This is a genomic window from Hansschlegelia beijingensis, assembly GCF_014196425.1.
In the GTDB taxonomy this organism is placed as follows: domain Bacteria; phylum Pseudomonadota; class Alphaproteobacteria; order Rhizobiales; family Methylopilaceae; genus Methylopila; species Methylopila beijingensis.
Map to the genome: position 1 here is coordinate 50594 of NZ_JACIDR010000006.1, position 15791 is coordinate 66384.

At 70.7% G+C, this 15791-nt stretch carries 17 protein-coding genes; 3 read left to right on the plus strand and 14 right to left on the minus strand.

Going from position 1 to position 15791, the window contains the following annotated elements; all coding sequences use genetic code 11:
- Positions 1-69 precede the first annotated feature (69 nt).
- Both ispF and GGR24_RS15485 read left to right on the plus strand, forming a co-directional pair.
- Positions 70-1320: a 2-C-methyl-D-erythritol 2,4-cyclodiphosphate synthase gene (ispF, locus tag GGR24_RS15480; RefSeq protein WP_183396287.1), complete on the plus strand. Its 1251-nt coding sequence runs from the start codon at positions 70-72 to the stop codon at positions 1318-1320.
- Positions 1317-1820, plus strand: a complete 504-nt coding sequence (locus GGR24_RS15485; protein ID WP_183396288.1) for a nicotinamide-nucleotide amidohydrolase family protein — start codon at positions 1317-1319, stop codon at positions 1818-1820. The genes ispF and GGR24_RS15485 overlap by 4 nt, the downstream gene beginning before the upstream one ends.
- A gap of 1292 nt (positions 1821-3112) precedes the next feature.
- Here GGR24_RS15485 and nusB read toward each other — a convergent pair.
- The 10 genes from nusB to GGR24_RS15535 all read right to left on the minus strand — a co-directional run bounded on the left by nusB (position 3113) and on the right by GGR24_RS15535 (position 10965).
- Positions 3113-3577, minus strand: coding sequence for a transcription antitermination factor NusB (gene nusB / locus GGR24_RS15490; RefSeq protein WP_183396289.1), 465 nt, complete (start codon positions 3575-3577; stop codon positions 3113-3115).
- A gap of 3 nt (positions 3578-3580) precedes the next feature.
- Positions 3581-4063: a 6,7-dimethyl-8-ribityllumazine synthase gene (ribH, locus tag GGR24_RS15495; protein WP_183396290.1), complete on the minus strand. Its 483-nt coding sequence runs from the start codon at positions 4061-4063 to the stop codon at positions 3581-3583.
- Positions 4064-4092: 29 nt separating this feature from the next.
- Positions 4093-4707 (minus strand): riboflavin synthase, encoded by a 615-nt coding sequence (locus GGR24_RS15500; protein WP_183396291.1) that lies wholly within the window; start codon positions 4705-4707, stop codon positions 4093-4095.
- Between the two features lie 38 nt (positions 4708-4745).
- Positions 4746-5831 (minus strand): bifunctional diaminohydroxyphosphoribosylaminopyrimidine deaminase/5-amino-6-(5-phosphoribosylamino)uracil reductase RibD, encoded by a 1086-nt coding sequence (gene ribD / locus GGR24_RS15505; RefSeq protein ID WP_183396417.1) that lies wholly within the window; start codon positions 5829-5831, stop codon positions 4746-4748.
- Between the two features lie 68 nt (positions 5832-5899).
- Complete coding sequence (nrdR, locus tag GGR24_RS15510) at positions 5900-6376, minus strand: transcriptional regulator NrdR (protein ID WP_183396292.1); 477 nt, start codon at positions 6374-6376, stop codon at positions 5900-5902.
- A gap of 24 nt (positions 6377-6400) precedes the next feature.
- On the minus strand, positions 6401-7708 hold the full coding sequence (glyA, locus tag GGR24_RS15515; RefSeq protein ID WP_183396293.1) for a serine hydroxymethyltransferase: 1308 nt from the start codon (positions 7706-7708) through the stop codon (positions 6401-6403).
- Positions 7709-7898: 190 nt separating this feature from the next.
- Complete coding sequence (locus GGR24_RS15520) at positions 7899-8117, minus strand: DUF6898 family protein (protein WP_183396294.1); 219 nt, start codon at positions 8115-8117, stop codon at positions 7899-7901.
- A complete protein-coding gene (locus GGR24_RS15525; RefSeq protein ID WP_210286238.1) occupies positions 8114-9382 on the minus strand; it encodes a L,D-transpeptidase family protein in 1269 nt (422 codons plus the stop codon). Before GGR24_RS15525 ends, GGR24_RS15520 begins: the two co-directional genes overlap by 4 nt.
- A gap of 350 nt (positions 9383-9732) precedes the next feature.
- On the minus strand, positions 9733-10245 hold the full coding sequence (ldtR, locus tag GGR24_RS15530; RefSeq protein WP_183396296.1) for a transcriptional regulator LdtR: 513 nt from the start codon (positions 10243-10245) through the stop codon (positions 9733-9735).
- A 270-nt stretch (positions 10246-10515) separates the two neighbouring features.
- Complete coding sequence (locus tag GGR24_RS15535; RefSeq protein WP_183396297.1) at positions 10516-10965, minus strand: DUF6163 family protein; 450 nt, start codon at positions 10963-10965, stop codon at positions 10516-10518.
- 214 nt (positions 10966-11179) lie between these two features.
- Between GGR24_RS15535 and hemB the strand changes: the two genes are divergently transcribed.
- On the plus strand, positions 11180-12226 hold the full coding sequence (gene hemB / locus GGR24_RS15540; protein WP_183396298.1) for a porphobilinogen synthase: 1047 nt from the start codon (positions 11180-11182) through the stop codon (positions 12224-12226).
- Between the two features lie 11 nt (positions 12227-12237).
- Here hemB and arsH read toward each other — a convergent pair whose 3' ends face one another.
- Genes arsH through GGR24_RS15560 form a run of 4 tightly spaced genes read right to left on the minus strand, consistent with a single transcriptional unit; the run spans position 12238 to position 14828 of the window.
- A complete protein-coding gene (gene arsH / locus GGR24_RS15545; protein WP_183396299.1) occupies positions 12238-12948 on the minus strand; it encodes an arsenical resistance protein ArsH in 711 nt (236 codons plus the stop codon).
- A complete protein-coding gene (gene arsC, locus GGR24_RS15550) occupies positions 12945-13361 on the minus strand; it encodes an arsenate reductase (glutaredoxin) (RefSeq protein ID WP_183396300.1) in 417 nt (138 codons plus the stop codon). Before arsC ends, arsH begins: the two co-directional genes overlap by 4 nt.
- Positions 13362-13371: 10 nt before the next feature.
- Positions 13372-14427 (minus strand): ACR3 family arsenite efflux transporter, encoded by a 1056-nt coding sequence (gene arsB / locus GGR24_RS15555; RefSeq protein ID WP_183396301.1) that lies wholly within the window; start codon positions 14425-14427, stop codon positions 13372-13374.
- A 2-nt stretch (positions 14428-14429) separates the two neighbouring features.
- A complete protein-coding gene (locus GGR24_RS15560; protein WP_183396302.1) occupies positions 14430-14828 on the minus strand; it encodes an ArsR/SmtB family transcription factor in 399 nt (132 codons plus the stop codon).
- Positions 14829-15791 lie beyond the last annotated feature (963 nt).

Sequence of the window (15791 nt, forward strand, 5' to 3'; positions counted from 1 at the left end):
ACTCGCTCTTTGGCACAATGACCAATCTCGCGCGGGACAGAACATCGCGGTTTGGCTAGAAGCGGCCCCATGGCGAACGATGAGCCCAGCGTCGGAAGCTCCGGCGGCAATCCCACGGTCGCGGCGCTGATCTGCGCCGCCGGCGCCGGCGCGCGGACCGGCTTCGCGGAGCCGAAGCAGTATCGCGATCTCGGCGGCGGACAGCCGATGCTGACCGAGACGGCGCGCGTTTTCCTCGCGCATCCGCGCATCGCGCATCTGCGAATCGTCATAGGCGAAGGTCAGCTCGGCCGCTACGAGGAAGCGATCGCGCCGCTGCGCGGCTCCCGCAAGCTCGGGCCGCCCGCGACCGGCGGCGCGACCCGGCAGGCCTCGGTGCGCGCCGGGCTCGCGGCCCTCGCCGGGACGCCGCCGGACATCGTCCTGATCCATGACGCGGCGCGGCCATTCGCCAGCGCCGCGCTGATCGAGCGCGCGATCGAGGCCGCCGCGGCGACCGGCGGCGCGACGCCGGGCGCGCCGGTCACGGACACGATCTGCTTCGTCACAGACACGGGCGCCCGCGGCGAAACCCTCGACCGCGCAAGGGCCCGGCTGCTGCAGACCCCGCAGGCCTTCCGCTACGCGGAGCTCGTCGCGGCGCATGAGCGCGCGGCCGCGGAAGGCCGCGACGATTTCACGGATGACGGCGCGCTGTTCGCGTGGGCCGGGCACGAGGTGGCGATGTTCGACGGCGAGGCCCGCAACGTGAAGCTGACGACGCCGGACCAGTTCGACGACGCGCTGCTGCGGCGCGCGGGCGCGGCCTTCCTGGCCCAGGGCGACCTGCGGACCGGCTCGGGCTTCGACGTGCACGCCTTCGGCCCGGGCGACCACGTCATGCTGGGCGGCGTGCGGGTGCCGCATGAATTCGGCCTCGTCGGCCATTCGGACGCGGACGTCGCGCTCCATGCGCTGACGGACGCGATCCTCGGCGCGCTCGCCGACGGCGACATCGGCGCGCATTTCCCGCCTTCCGATCCGGCCTGGAAGGGCGCGGCCTCCGACCAGTTCATGGCCGACGCCGTGCGCCGCGTGCGGGCGGCCGGCGGCGCGGTGGCGCATCTCGATCTCACCATCATCGGGGAATCGCCCAAGATCGGCCCGCACCGCGAGGCGATCCGGACCAGGATCGCGGAGATCGCCGGGATGCCGCTCGGGCGCGTCGCCGTGAAGGCGACCACCACCGAGCGGCTGGGATTCGCAGGCCGGCGCGAGGGCCTGGCGGCGCTCGCCTCCGCCACCATCCGCCTGCCGTTCCGCGAGGGCTTCGAGCCGTGACCCGGACCGTCTACGAACTGGCCGAGGAGGCGCTCAGGCTCGCGCGCGGCGCGGGGCTGACGATCACGACCGCCGAATCCTGCACGGGCGGGCTGGTCGCGGGCGCGCTGACCGAGGTGCCGGGCTCGTCGGACGCCTTCGACCGCGGCTTCGTGACCTATTCGAACGCCGCCAAGACCGCGCTGCTCGGCGTGCCCGAGGCGCTGCTGGCGGAGCACGGCGCGGTCAGCGAGGCGGTCGCGCGGGCGATGGCCGAGGGCGCGCTCGAAGCCGCCGGGGCCGGCGTCTCGGTCGCCGTCACGGGCGTCGCGGGGCCCGGCGGCGGCTCGGAGGCGAAGCCCGTCGGGCTGGTGCATTTCGCGGCCGCCGGACGCGGGCGGCCGACGCTGCGCCGCGAGCGCCGTTTCGGCGATCTCGGCCGTTCGGAGGTCAGGCGCCGCTCGGTGATCGAAGCGCTGACGCTGCTCTGCGAGGCGCTCGGCGCCGAAGCCGCGGCGTAAGACGCCGTCCCTGCAACAAGCCGTCACTGCAACAAGAAGCCGTCATCCTCCGGCTTGACCGGAGGATCCATCCCGGGCGTCGGGCGCGGGAGCGGCGTGGATGGTCCGGTCAAGCCGGACCATGACGGGCCGTCAGGGACACGAAACACACTCGGCATCCTCCGGCCTGACCGGACGATCCAGTTCGGGCGTCGGGCGCTGGAGCGACATGGATGGTCCGGTCAAGCCGGACCATGACGAGCCCTCCGGGACACGAGCCACTCTCGTCATCCTCCGGCCTGACCGGAGGATCCACCTCGGGCGTCGGGCGCTGGAGCGACATGGATGGTCCGGTCAAGCCGGACCATGACGAGCCCTCCGGGACACGAGCCACCCTCGTCATCCTCCGGCTTGACCGGAGGATCCATCCCGGGCGTCGGGCGCGGGAGCGACATGGATGGTCCGGTCGAGCCGGACCATGACGAGCCCTCCGGGACACGAGCCACCCTCGTCATCCTCCGGCTTGACCGGAGGATCCATCCCGGGCGTCGGGCGCGCGATCGGCGTGGATGGTCCGGTCGAGCCGGACCATGACGGGCCCTCCGGGACACGAGCCACCCTCGTCATCCTCCGGCTTGACCGGAGGATCCATCCCGGGCGTCGGGCGGGCCATCGGCGTGGATGGTCCGGTCGAGCCGGACCATGACGAGCCCTGCGAGACACGAACCACCCTCGTCATCCTCCGGCCTGACCGGAGGATCCACCTCGGGCGTCGGGCGCGGGAGCGGCGTGGATGGTCCGGTCGAGCCGGACCATGACGAGCCCTCCGGGGCACGAACCACCCTCGTCATCCTCCGGCTTGACCGGAGTATCCAGTTCGGGCGTCGGGCGCGGGAGCGGCGTGGATGGTCCGGTCGAGCCGGACCATGACGAGCCCTGCGAGACACGAACCACCCTCGTCATCCTCCGGCTTGACCGGAGGATCCATCCCGGGCGTCGGGCGCTGGAGCGGCGTGGATGGTCCGGTCGAGCCGGACCATGACGAGCCCTCCGGGGCACGAACCACACGCGTCATCCTCCGGCCTGACCGGAGGATCCACCTCGGGCCTCGGGCGCGGGAGCGGCGTGGATGGTCCGGTCGAGCCGGACCATGACGAGCCCTCCGGGGCACGAAGCACCCTCGTCATCCTCCGGCTTGACCGGAGGATCCATCCCGGGCGTCGGGCGCGCGATCGGCGTGGATGGTCCGGTCCAGCCGGACCATGACGGGCGTTCCGGAGCGGCAGGCTTCGGGCCAGCCGAGGACCGGCGGCTCAGCCCTGCTTCTCGAAGTCCCCGGCGCGCACCGTGCGGGCGATCGCGTCCAGCACGGCGTTGATCATGCCGGCCTCGTCGCGATCGAGGAAGGCGTGGGCGATGTCCACATACTCGGTGATCACCACCTTCACGGGGACGTCCTTGCGCTTGCCGAGCTCGAACGCGCCGGAGCGCAGGATGGCGCGCATGATCGCCTCGACGCGCTTCAGCGGCCAGCCGGCCTGCAGCGTCTTGTCGATCAGCGGGTCGAGCGCGCGCTGCTCCTTGAGCACGCCCGTCACCAGGTCGCGGAAGAAGGCGGCCTCGGCCGGCTTGTACTCCTCGCCGTCGACCTCCTGGCCGAGCCAGTGCGACTCGAACTGCGCCAGCGTGTCCGGCAGCGGCGTGCCGGCGAGATCCATCTGATAAAGCGCCTGCACGGCTGCGAGCCGAGCGGCCGAGCGCTTTTCGCCCTTGGCCAATTCTCAGTCCTCCGCGCGGCGTTTGAGCCGCAGCATGGTGAGCGCGGCCTCCGCGGCGCCGCCGCCCTTGTCCATCTCGCTGACGCGGGCGCGCACCCGCGCCTGGACCTCGTTCTCGACCGTCAGCACGCCGTTTCCGAGCGGAAGGCGGCGCGCCACGGACAGGTCCAACAAACCCCGCGCGCTTTCGTTCGCGACCGTGTCGTAATGCGAGGTCTCGCCGCGGATCACGCAGCCGAGCGCGACGGCGGCGTCATAGGGGTCGCCCTTGGCCTCGGCCGCGTCGAGCAAAATCGCGATGGTCGCGGGCAGCTCCAGCGCGCCCGGCACCGTCGCCACGTCATAGCGCGTCCCGGCGGCCTCCAGACGGGCGGTCGCGCCCCGGAGGAGCTCGTCTGCGATCGCCTCGTAGAAACGGGCCTCGACCACGAGGACGCGCCCGGGCGTGGGCTCGACCGCGATGGCGCGGCGCTGCGGCTCGACCATGAGAAATGCCTTCGATCGTCGGGGAGGCGTCAGTATCCGAGCGCGCTGGCCTCGGCAAGGCGCGCTGCGTAGCGGGCCATCATGTCGACTTCGAGGTTGACCCGGTCGCCGGCCTGTTTGTCGCCCCAGTTGGTCTCGGAGAGCGTGTGCGGGATGAGGTGAACGGAGAACCGCGTCCCCTCCGCCTCGTTGACGGTCAGCGACGTGCCGTCGAGGCAGATCGAGCCCTTCACGGCGATGAACCGCGCGGCGGCGGCCGGCGCGGCGAAGCCGAAGCGCACCGTCTCGCCCAGATCCTCGCGGGAGACGATCTCCGCCACGCCGTCCACATGGCCGAGCACCAGATGGCCGCCGAGCTCGTCGCCCATCCGGAGCGCGCGCTCGAGATTGACGCGCCCGCCGACGCGCCAGCCCCCCACCGTGGTGAGCGAAAGCGTCTCGGGCCCGGCCTCGACCGCGAACACCGCGCCGCGCGGGCCCGGCTCGATCGCGACGACCGTCAGGCACACCCCGTCGCAGGCGATCGAGGCGCCGAGCGCGACGCCCGCGGGATCATAGGCGCAGGAGATGGCGAAGCGCGTGACCGCCTCCGCCTCGCGCCGCTCGACGATCTCTCCGACGTCGCTGACGATTCCGGTGAACATGCGTCTGGTCTCATCCTTGCCGGGCCGGCGCGGGCCGGTCACGCCCGGTCATATCTGACCCACAGGTCGTCGCCCACGGCGGCGCGGCAGGCGGGCGCGAAGCGCCGGGAGGCCGTGAGCTCGGCGAGCTCCCTGCCCTCGAGCGCGTCGACCGCGTCTGGCCCGAGCGCGCCCGGACCGGTGACGATCGTCGCCTCGTCGATCAGGTCGGCGTCGAGCAACGCCGCGGCGACCCCGGGTCCGCCCTCGACCATCAGCCGGGTGACGCCGCGCAGCGCGAGCAGCCGAAGCGCCTCGGGCAGCGCGCATCGGCCGCCGACGGAGGCGACCCGCATGACCTCCACGCCCGCCTCGCGCAGCGCAAGCTCGCGATCGACGGGCGCGTCCTCGGTTCCGAGGATCCAGGTCGCGGTCTCGCGGGCGGTGGCGACCAGACGCGCGGCGAGCGGCGTCCGCAGCCGCGAATCGAGCACGACCCTAACCGGCGAGCGGGCCGCCATGCCGGGCAGCCGGCAGGTCAGCGCCGGATCGTCGGCCAGCACGGTCCCGACGCCGACCAGAATGGCGTCCGCCTCGGCGCGCATCAGGTGGACGCGCGCCCGCGAGGCCTCGCCGCTGATCGCCGCCGGCCTGCGGCCCGCCGCGGCGACCTTGCCGTCCTGCGAGACCGCGAGCTTCAGCGCGACATGCGGGCGGCCGAGCGTCACGCGCGCGACATGGCCGGCGTTCAGCCGCGCGGCCTCGGCCCGGCCGACGCCGAGCGTCACCGCAAGCCCCGCCTCGCGCAGCCGCGCGACGCCGCGGCCGCTGACGCGGGGGTCGGGGTCCATGGCCGCCGCCACCACGCGCGCGACGCCTGATTCGATCAGCGCGTCCGCGCAGGGCGGCGTTACGCCCTGGTGGCTGCACGGCTCAAGAGTGACGTAGAGGGTGGCGCCACGGGCGGCTGCGCCGGCGCGCGCGAGCGCGATCCGCTCGGCGTGGGGACGGCCGCCCCGGCCGGTCCAGCCTCGCCCGACCACGCGGCCGCCATCCGGGCCGGGGGCGACCAGCACCGCGCCGACCGGCGGGTTCGGGGCGGTCGCGCCGAGGCCGCGGCGCGCGAGGCCCGCCGCCACCGCCATCCAGCGGCGGTCGATCGCCGCCTGGTCCGGCCGGGTCGCCGGCGGACCGTCCGCCACCGCGTCCAGTCTCACGACGACGCCGCGGGCTTCGGCTCGTCGCCCGCAAGCTCGCCGAGCAGCGTCTCGAAGTCCTTGGCTTCCCGGAAATTCTTGTAGACGGAGGCGAAGCGCACATAGGCGACGTCGTCGAGCGCCTTGAGGCCCTCCATCACCAGCCGCCCGATGGTCTCGGCCTGGACCTCGGTCTCGCCGCTGCTCTCCAGCTGGCGGACGATGCCCGACACCATGGTCTCGATGCGCTCCGGATCGACCGGCCGCTTGCGCAGCGCGATGGTGACGGAACGGTGCAGCTTGTCGCGATCGAACGGCACGCGCCGGCCGGAACGCTTCACCACCACGAGCTCGCGCAACTGCACGCGCTCGAAGGTCGTGAAGCGCTGGCCGCAGGCGCCGCACACCCGCCTTCGGCGGATCGCGGCGCCGTCTTCGGTCGGACGGGAGTCCTTGACCTGGCTGTCAGGCGCGCCGCAGTGCGGACAACGCATTCAAGGAACTCCCGCCGGCGTAAATCACGCCGAGTAGATGGGGAACCGCTCGACCAGGTTCGAGACCTGCTTGCGGACCTTGGCCTCGACCTCGGCGTCCTCTTCGACGCCCTTGGCCGCCAGCGCGTCGAGCACCTCGGAGATCAGGTCGCCGATCTCCTGGAACTCCTTCACGCCGAAGCCGCGGGTGGTGCCGGCCGGCGTCCCGAGGCGGATGCCCGAGGTCACCATCGGCTTCTCCGGGTCGTACGGGATGCCGTTCTTGTTGCAGGTGATGTGGGCGCGGCCGAGCGCGATCTCGGAGACCTTGCCGGTGAGCTTCTTCGGCCGGAGGTCGACGAGCATCAGATGCGTGTCGGTGCCGCCGGAGACGATGTCGAAGCCGTGGCCCTTGAGGTTCTCGGCGAGCGCCTTGGCGTTGGCGATGACGTTCTGGGCGTAGATCTTGAAGTCCGGCTTCAGGGCTTCGCCGAACGCGACCGCCTTCGCCGCGATGACGTGCATCAGCGGGCCGCCCTGCAGGCCGGGGAACACGGCCGAGTTGAACTTCTTGGCCAGCGCCTCGTCATTGGTCAGGATCATGCCGCCGCGCGGGCCGCGCAGCGTCTTGTGGGTCGTGGTGGTCGCGACGTGGCAGTGGTCGAGCGGGTTCGGGTGCTGGCCGCCCGCCACCAGGCCGGCGAAGTGAGCCATGTCGACCATGAAGTACGCGCCGACCTCGTCAGCGATCCGGCGGAACGCCGCGAAATCGATCTGGCGCGGATAGGCCGAGCCGCCGGCGATGATCACCTTCGGCTTGGACTCGCGCGCGATCTTCGCGACCTCGTCCATGTCGATCCGATGATCGTCCTTGCGGACGTTGTAGTTCACGGCGTTGAACCACTTGCCCGACATCGCCGCCTTGGCGCCATGGGTCAGGTGGCCGCCGGCCGCGAGGTCGAGGCCGAGGAACGTGTCGCCGGGCTGCATCAGCGCGAAGAACACCGCGGTGTTGGCCTGCGCGCCCGAATGGGGCTGCACGTTCGCGAACTGGCAGTTGAAGAGCTTCTTGGCGCGGTCGATCGCGAGCTGCTCGGCGACGTCGACGAACTGGCAACCGCCGTAATAGCGGCGGCCCGGATAGCCCTCGGCGTACTTGTTGGTCAGAACCGAGCCCTGCGCCTCGAGCACAGCCTTCGAGACGATGTTCTCGGAGGCGATCAGCTCGATCTCGTCGCGCTGACGGCCGAGCTCCGACTTCACGGCGTCGGCGAGCTCAGGGTCGATCTCGGCGAGGCTGGCCTGGAAGAAGCGGGTCTCCGCCGCGTGCGCCTGGCCTTCGGTGATGGACATGTCGTTTCCTCCTGAAGGTCGCACGACGCCTGCGCGGGTCACGCCGACCTGAAATCCCCATCGCGACGCGCTTTCCCGCAGGGGCGCGTCGCACGGCTCTCGACGCCTCGCCTACCATATGTTGCGAAGCCGAGGAAAGCGCGGCGCCCTGTCTCGCGTCGCGCGCGCGTCGCGACCTTGGGAGAAGTCGCTACTCCCTGGCGAGACGCAGCCTGAGCTTTCGCAGAGCGACGGCCTTCAGATGCGCCTCGCTCGCGGCGGCCGGGCCGACCACCACGACCTCGACGCCGGTGGCGGCGTCGATCGCGGCGCAGCGGGCGGCGCCGCCGCGCACGACGAACTCGAACAGCACCTCGCCCGGCGTCGCGACGTCCCTGCGCGCCGGGCTGTCGCCCGGCAGGCGCCTCACTGCTCGGTGGCAGCCGAGACGCCGCCGCCCGCCATGGCGAGCTCGCCGGTGCCGTCCATGCCGTAGATGTCCTCGCGGAACTGCACCGACCCGTCAGGCGAACCCCAGCCCGAGATGTAGCGCCAGTAGACCGGGATGGCCGGCGTGACCTGCGCGTCGATCCGCTGGCCGGACTTGATCGCGGCGTCGATCGCGCGGCGGTCCCAGTTGGGCTGGTTCTTCAGCAGCCAGGCGACCAGTTCCTTGACGTTCTGGATCCGCACGCAGCCCGACGAATGGAAGCGCTGGTTCTCGCCGAACAGCCCCTTCGTCGGCGTGTCGTGCATGTAGACGCCGTGCTTGTTGGCCATGTTGATGCGGATCGAGCCCATCGAGTTGTCCTCGCCGGGGTCCTGCTTGAACATGTAGTTGGTGGCCTCGTTGGACATCCAGTTGACCTGCTCGGGCGTCAGCTGATTGCCCTGCTGATCGAAGATCCGGATGTTCTTCTTGGTCAGATACTGCGGATCCTTCTGCATCTGAGGGATCAGGTCTTTCTTCACGATCGAGGCCGGCACGGTCCAGAACGGGTTGAAGTTGACCTGGAGGATCTTGGCGTCGAGCACCGGAGAGGCGCGGTCCACCTTGCCGACCACGGCGGTGTAGCGGGCGGCGACCGAGTCGCCCTCCACCGCCTCGATCTCGGCGCCCGGGATGTTGCAGAGCACGTAGCGCTCGCCGAGATTGCCGTTCGCCATGGTGCGGATGCGCACCAGATTGGTCTGCAGCTGCCGCAGCCGGGTATCGGCCGGAATGTTGAGCGAGGTCAGCGTGTCGTCGCCGACTACGCCGACCGGGATCAGGCCGTGACGGGCCTGGAAGCGGCGCACCGCGCCCTCGACATAGCTGTCGAAGGCCGGCGACATCGACAGGTTCGGGTCGAGGTCGCCGCTCGCCATCAGCCGCTGGCGGAGCGCGACCACGCGCTCGCCCTTCGAGCCGAGCTTGAGGCGCGGCCCGGTCGGCACGCGGGTCCAGCCGCCGCGGCTGACGATGGCGTTGTATTCCTCGATGGCGCGCTCGGTCGCCTGCGCCGTCTGCGGGCTCAGGGTCGGATTGCGCGAGGCCGAGGTGCGGGTCACCGCGGAGCCGGCGGACGCGTCGTAGCGGTCGTTCCACTCCGCCTGCCCGAACAGCTGCTGGGCCGCGGCCGGCCCGGCGATGGCGCCCGCCGCAGCCGCCCCAAGTCCGAACCGAAGCGCCTCGCGGCGCGTCGCCACGATCATCGAAGGCCGTTCCGTCACGATGCCAAGCTCCCGCACTCTCGCCGCCAGCCCTAACCCGGCAAAACCTCCGGCGAAGCTGCCAGATCGTGGTTAATGAACCCCGACATGGCCTTGTCCGTCACGATCCTCGCCCTGATGGCTCCGAAGACCGCAGGTCCCGCAAGACGACAGGCCGGCGCTTGCGCCGAACATTGCATCGAAAGGCCACCGGTTTGAGGCGGAACGATGTCGACGCCGGGCGTCTGCGCGTCGCGTGACCAAACGTGTCCTCCTTGAAGCGCGCAAACAAAAAGCGCCGCGACAGGATCGCGGCGCTTCGAGCGAGGGGCGCGGCCTTCGGCCGCCGAAGATCAGAGGCGGAAGCGGATCTGGTCGGTCCAGAACCGCTCGAGCCGGACCAGCGCGACGTTCAGCGTCTTGAAGTCGTCGGCGCTGACGCCGCCCACCTGCTCGATGGTGCGGACATGCTTGGCGTAGAGCTGGTCGACGATGTCGTGGATCTCGCGGCCGCGCTCGGTCAGGCTGATCCGCACCGAACGGCGGTCCATCCGCGAGCGCTGGTGATGCAGGAAGCCCATCTCCACCAGCTTCTTCAGATTGTAGGAGACGTTGGAGCCGAGATAGTAGCCGCGGGTGCGGAGCTCGCCCGCGGTCAGCTCGGCGTCGCCGATGTTGTAAAGCAGCAGCGCCTGGACGCTGTTGATGTCGGACCGGCCGCGACGGTCGAACTCGTCCTTGATGACGTCCAGCAGGCGGCGGTGAAGCCGCTCCACCAGGGTCAGCGCCTCGAGGTAGAGCGGGCGAACTTCCGACTGGCGAGGATCGGCGACTTCGGGCTCAACGCGGCGGGCGACGTTCTTCATGGCTGACGCCTTCCTGTATTCTTGATCATCTTGAGGCAGCGCCACAGTCACGCGCCTCGTTGATCAGGAAGATAGGATTGAGCCTGTGAAAATGCGCTTAAATGGCGTGATGAAAATTGTCTTTATTTCTTAGACTGAACAAAGGGTTGTCGCGCTAAGTCAACAGGACCTTACCCGTCGAAACGTGAATCGATCTTCATTTTTGCCTCAAATGCCTCAAGGGTTCGAATGGTTACTGGAAAGTAGACTCCGTCCTGGACAGGCGACTGGTCAGGAGACCTCGCGGCGCGCGCGCATCGAGAGGTAGACATAGGCGGCCACCGCGGCGACCGAGATCAGCGCCGCGAGCCACCGGCCGAGCGACGCCGGCGACGACGAGGCGGCCCAGAGGAGCTGGCCCAGCGTCGCGAGCAGCCAGATCACCACGCCCCAGCCGGTGGCGAGCCACAGTCCGACGGCGGCCACCGGATCGGCGACCGCGAAGAACGTGCAGGCGACGAACCAGGACGCGTGCGTGCCGTCGACCGCGAGCGGAGCGCCGCCGGAGCCGATCAGCAGCCCCCAGAACACGAGCCCCCTCACGAGCTCGAACACCGCGACCGCGCGCAGGAACATCACGAGCCGCCAGCTCCAGGGCCGCGCCACCCTGTCGGCCTGCAGGTGGGACTCCCTGAGCGAAATGCCGGGAAGCCCGGCCTCGTCGTTTGCGTCGGCCGCCATGCCGTCTCCCGAAGCTTCGGCCGCCTGGGCGCGGCCGCGCGCAATCTCCGCGACTCCCCCGCCCGGCGCAACGCGCCCGCCCTGCGCCAGGCGGGCGCCGCGTCTGCGCCCCTCCCCTGTCTGACCGCCGTTCCCGGTGCTATGTCCCCGGCATCGGACGAGGCCGGCCGGCGGATGACGGGCGGCGATGCGCCCCGAGCAGGAGGCCGCGACTATGCATGAGACGATCGGCAAGCGCCGCGCGATCGGAGAGGCGCCGCGCCCTGCGGACGGCGCGCTCGACCTGCCGACCCGGCTGCGCCGGAACCGCCGCGCCGACTGGTCGCGCCGGCTGACCCGCGAGAACACGCTGACGGTCGACGACCTGATCTGGCCGATCTTCCTGATCGAGGGCGAGAAATGCCGCGAGCCGGTGGCGGCGATGCCGGGCGTCGACCGCCTCACCGTCGACGAGGCGGTCCGCAGCGTCGAGCAGGCCGCGCGGCTCGGCATCCCGGCCGTCGCGCTGTTTCCCTATACGGACCCGGCGCGGCGCGACCCGGAAGGCTCGGAGGCGGAAAACCCGGACAATCTGGTGTGCCGGGCGCTGCGCGCCCTGAAGGCGGCCGTGCCGAACATCGGGCTCATCACGGACGTCGCGCTCGACCCTTACACGAGCCACGGCCATGACGGGCTGATGGAGGGCGAACGCATCCTCAACGACGCCACCGTCGCGGCGCTCGCGCGCCAGTCGCTGGCCCAGGCCGAGGCCGGCGCCGACATGATCGCGCCCTCGGACATGATGGACGGCCGGGTGGGCGCGATCCGCGGGGCGCTGGACGAATCCGGCTTCACGGACGTGCAGATCATGTCCTACGCGGCCAAATACGCCTCGGCCTTCTACGGCCCGTTCCGCGACGCGATCGGAACCCGGAAGGCGCTCGTCGGCGACAAGAAGACCTACCAGATGGATCCGGCGAACGGCGACGAGGCGCTGCGCGAGGCGGAGCTCGACCTGCTCGAGGGCGCCGACATGCTGATGGTGAAGCCCGGCCTGCCCTATCTGGACATCGTCTGGCGCCTCAAGGACCGCTTCAGGATGCCGACCTACGCCTATCAGGTGTCAGGCGAATACGCGATGATCCGCGGCGCGGCCGAGCGCGGCTGGATAGACGGCGAGCTCGCGATGCTGGAGAGCCTGATGGCGTTCAAGCGCGCCGGGGCGGACGGCGTCCTGACCTATTTCGCCCCGGAAGTCGCGCGCCGGCTGAAGGCCGGCTGAGGCCCCCCGCCTCAGACGGCCTGCTTGAGGTTCACCCGCGCCTCGAGCGCGGCGGCGCTCTCCTTGCGCTCGCTGTAGCGGTCGGTGAGGCGGTCCGTGAGGTCGCGGGTGAGCAGCGTGAACTTCACCAGCTCCTCCATCACGTCGACCACCCGGTCGTAATAGGCGGACGGCCTCATCCGGCCGTCCTCGCCGAACTCCTGGAAGGCCTTCGCGACCGACGACTGGTTGGGGATCGTCAGCATCCGCATCCAGCGCCCGAGCACGCGCATCTGGTTGACGGCGTTGAACGACTGCGAGCCGCCCGAGACCTGCATGAGCGCGAGCGTGCGGCCCTGGGTCGGCCGGACCGAGCCGAGCGCGAGCGGGATCCAGTCGATCTGGGACTTCATCACCCCCGTCATGGCGCCGTGGCGCTCCGGGCTGGTCCAGACCTGCGCCTCCGACCAGAGCGACAGCTCGCGCAGCTCGGCGACCTTGGGGTGGTCGGCCGGCGCGCCGTCCGGCAGCGGCAGGCCGGCGGGGTCGAACACCCGCGTCTCGCAGCCGAAGCGCTTCAGAAGGCGCTCCGCCTCGAGCGTCAGCAGCCGGCTGTAGGAGACCGGCCGCAGCGAGCCATAGAGCAGAAGCACCCGCGGCGGATGCGTCGAGCGCGGCGCAGTCAGCGCCGCCGGATCGATCGGCCGGAAGCAATCCTCGTCGAGGTTCGGCAGGTCGCTCACGCGGATTTCCCCTTCACCACCTCGCCGTCCTCCTTGGTGAAGTCTTCCGGAAGCGGCGTCGGAAGGATGTCGAGCACCAGCTCCGAAGGCCGGCAGAGCCGCACGCCGCGCGAGGTGAACACGAAGGGCCGGTTGATCAGGGCGGGATGCTTGAGCATCGCGTCCAGGATCTGATCCTCGCCCACATAGGGATCAGCGAGGCCGAGCTCGACGAAGGGCGTCCCCTTCTCGCGCGCCGCCTGGCGGGGCGTGAGGCCGGCGTCCGCGACCGCCTTGGCGAGCTCCTCCCGTGAGGGCGGCGTCTTGAGATACTCGACCACCGTGGGCTCGAGGCCGGCGGCGCGGATCATCGCCAGCGTGTTGCGCGAGGTCCCGCAGGCGGGATTGTGCCAGATGGTGACGGCTTCGCTCATGGCGGCCTCCTCAGTTTCGGGTCGCCGGCGCAGGCGCGCGGACGCCTCGGGCCTCGTACCAGCCTTTCGAGCGGTTCACGATCGCGACGACCGACAACATGACCGGGACCTCGATCAGCACGCCGACCACGGTGGCGAGCGCGGCGCCCGACGTGAAGCCGAACAGGCTGATGGCGGCCGCGACCGCGAGCTCGAAGAAGTTCGAGGCGCCGATCAGCGCGGAGGGACCCGCGACGCAGTGCGCCTCGCCGCTCGCCCGGTTCAGCAGATAGGCCAGTCCGGCGTTGAAATAGACCTGGATCAGGATCGGGACCGCAAGCAGCGCAATCACCAGCGGCTGGGCGACGATCTGCTCGCCCTGGAAGGCGAACAGCAGGACGAGGGTCGTGAGCAGCGCGACGAGCGAGAGGGGCTGCAGACGGGCGAGCAGCCGATCGAGCGCCGGCCGGCCGCCGGAGGCCAGCATCCGCCGCCGCAGCAGTTGCGCCGCCACGACCGGAACCAGGATGTAGAGGCCGACCGACAGGGCCAGCGTGTCCCACGGCACCGCGATCGCCGACAGGCCGAGCAGCAGGCCGACGACCGGCGCGAAGGCGACGATCATGATCGCGTCGTTGACCGCGACCTGTGAGAGCGTGAACAGCGGATCGCCGCGCGTCAGGTTCGACCACACGAACACCATCGCGGTGCAGGGCGCGGCGGCGAGCAGGATCAGGCCGGCGACATAGCTGTCGATCTGGTCGGCCGGCAGCCACGGCCGGAACAGCCAGCCGATGAACAGCCAGCCGAGCAGAGCCATCGAGAACGGCTTTATGGCCCAGTTGACGAACAGCGTGACCGACACGCCGCGCCAGTGCGCCGCGACTCCCCGCAGCGCCGCGAAGTCCACCTTCGCCAGCATGGGCACGATCATCAGCCAGATCAGCAGGGCGACCGGAAGGTTGACGCGCGCGACCTCGGCCGCGCCGATCGCCTGGAACAGGCCGGGCGCGACGTAGCCAAGCGCGACGCCGGCCGCGATGCACAGCGCCACCCACAGGCTCAGCCAGCGTTCGAACAGCGACATCGTCAAATCCTCGCCGCCGGCGCCGCCGGCGCGCAGCCGCAGCCTTTCTCGAGCTGCTGAAACACGGGCGCGCAGACCTCCGGCCGACCGGCGCAGCAGTCTTCGAGCAGGTAGTTCACGAGGCTCCGCATACCGTCGAAGTTGGCGGCGTACAGGATCGAGCGCCCATCGCGGGCGCCGGTGATCAGCCCAGCCCGTGCGAGGATCGCGAGATGCGTCGAGAGCGTGTTCTGCAGGCAGCCGAGCGCGTCGGCGATCCCGCCCGCGGGCTGGGGCTCAGGCGCCATGGTGACGAGGTGCCGGAAGATGCGGAGCCTGGTCGACTGCCCGAGCGCAGACAGGGCCTCGAGCGCGACGGCCTCGCGCTGCTGGTCACCGGCTTCAGGATCGGGCGACGTCATGGGGGCTCTCCGACGTCATGGGGGCTCTCCCATGACGCGCCTCAACATATCGATGGTTCGGCGTTTGTCGATATGGATTCCGGGTCAACGGCCTCATCATGCCCGGCCGCGGCCGGGTATCGACGACTTGGACGTCGGGCGGCGCGGCTGGAGGGTAAGTCGTGGATGCCCGCGAAGGCGGGCATGACGGATGGGGGAAGATCTAGGCTTTTATTCCTTGACATCTCGCATCCCTCATGCTCTCCTCCAAAAGTCCTTCCCTGACAGGGAGGCGTGTCCGGACCGGCCGGCCATGCGGGGGAGGAGCGGCGCCTGCGCCTGCGAGCACCGGAGCTCGCGGTCCCGGGACGTCGGCTGCGGGCCTCGCGAGGCGCTTGCGTCTCGCCGGGATTACAGGCCGCCCGCCCCGCACTAGGACGGGGCCGCGCCGTCGAGCGCCTTAAGGCGCGGGATGGGTTTTGGGCGAAGGCGCCTCTTCGGAGGCGGCGAACTCCAAAATCCGCAATGGGACCGACCCCGCAAGGGAGAACGGGCCGCCCGCGGCCGGAGCGCGGCTTCCGCGAGCCGATGAACAAGCCGCCGCGCGTGGAGCGCCGGGCGACCGGCCAAAATACGCGTAAAACCAACGGTGGCCCGGCGCTCCGCGCCTTCCGCTGTCGCTGTTTGAACCGGATGAGGATTTTGCGCCGTGCGACCCGGCGGATGACGCGCGCCTGCGGCGCTGCGCTCTACGGCCAAGGGCCCCACCCGGCCGCGCTATCGCGCGTCCACCCTCCCCACGGCTCACGCCGCGAGGAGGGAGAAGAGACGGCGGCGCGGCTCGGGCGAAGAGCGCTCTTTCCCTCCCTCGCAGAGGGGAGGGTGGACGCGCGATAGCGCGGCCGGTGGGGTGTTCTGAGGACAGCGCGCGACGCCCGAAGACCCCACCCGACCTCGGCCTGACGGCCGAGGCCACCCTCCCCG

Excerpts from the sequence above, each read along its gene's own strand:
- nrdR (WP_183396292.1), bottom strand. The coding sequence starts at position 6,376 with ATGCGTTGTCCGCACTGCGGCGCGCCTGACAGCCAGGTCAAGGACTCC.
- GGR24_RS15525 (WP_210286238.1), bottom strand. The coding sequence starts at position 9,382 with ATGATCGTGGCGACGCGCCGCGAGGCGCTTCGGTTCGGACTTGGGGCG.
- GGR24_RS15535 (WP_183396297.1), bottom strand. The coding sequence starts at position 10,965 with ATGGCGGCCGACGCAAACGACGAGGCCGGGCTTCCCGGCATTTCGCTC.
- ribD (WP_183396417.1), bottom strand. The coding sequence starts at position 5,831 with ATGGCGGTGGCGGCGGGCCTCGCGCGCCGCGGCCTCGGCGCGACCGCC.
- ldtR (WP_183396296.1), bottom strand. The coding sequence starts at position 10,245 with ATGAAGAACGTCGCCCGCCGCGTTGAGCCCGAAGTCGCCGATCCTCGC.
- hemB (WP_183396298.1), top strand. The coding sequence starts at position 11,180 with ATGCATGAGACGATCGGCAAGCGCCGCGCGATCGGAGAGGCGCCGCGC.
- GGR24_RS15500 (WP_183396291.1), bottom strand. The coding sequence starts at position 4,707 with ATGTTCACCGGAATCGTCAGCGACGTCGGAGAGATCGTCGAGCGGCGC.
- glyA (WP_183396293.1), bottom strand. The coding sequence starts at position 7,708 with ATGTCCATCACCGAAGGCCAGGCGCACGCGGCGGAGACCCGCTTCTTC.
- GGR24_RS15560 (WP_183396302.1), bottom strand. The coding sequence starts at position 14,828 with ATGACGTCGCCCGATCCTGAAGCCGGTGACCAGCAGCGCGAGGCCGTC.
- arsC (WP_183396300.1), bottom strand. The coding sequence starts at position 13,361 with ATGAGCGAAGCCGTCACCATCTGGCACAATCCCGCCTGCGGGACCTCG.
- ispF (WP_183396287.1), top strand. The coding sequence starts at position 70 with ATGGCGAACGATGAGCCCAGCGTCGGAAGCTCCGGCGGCAATCCCACG.
- ribH (WP_183396290.1), bottom strand. The coding sequence starts at position 4,063 with ATGGTCGAGCCGCAGCGCCGCGCCATCGCGGTCGAGCCCACGCCCGGG.
- arsB (WP_183396301.1), bottom strand. The coding sequence starts at position 14,427 with ATGTCGCTGTTCGAACGCTGGCTGAGCCTGTGGGTGGCGCTGTGCATC.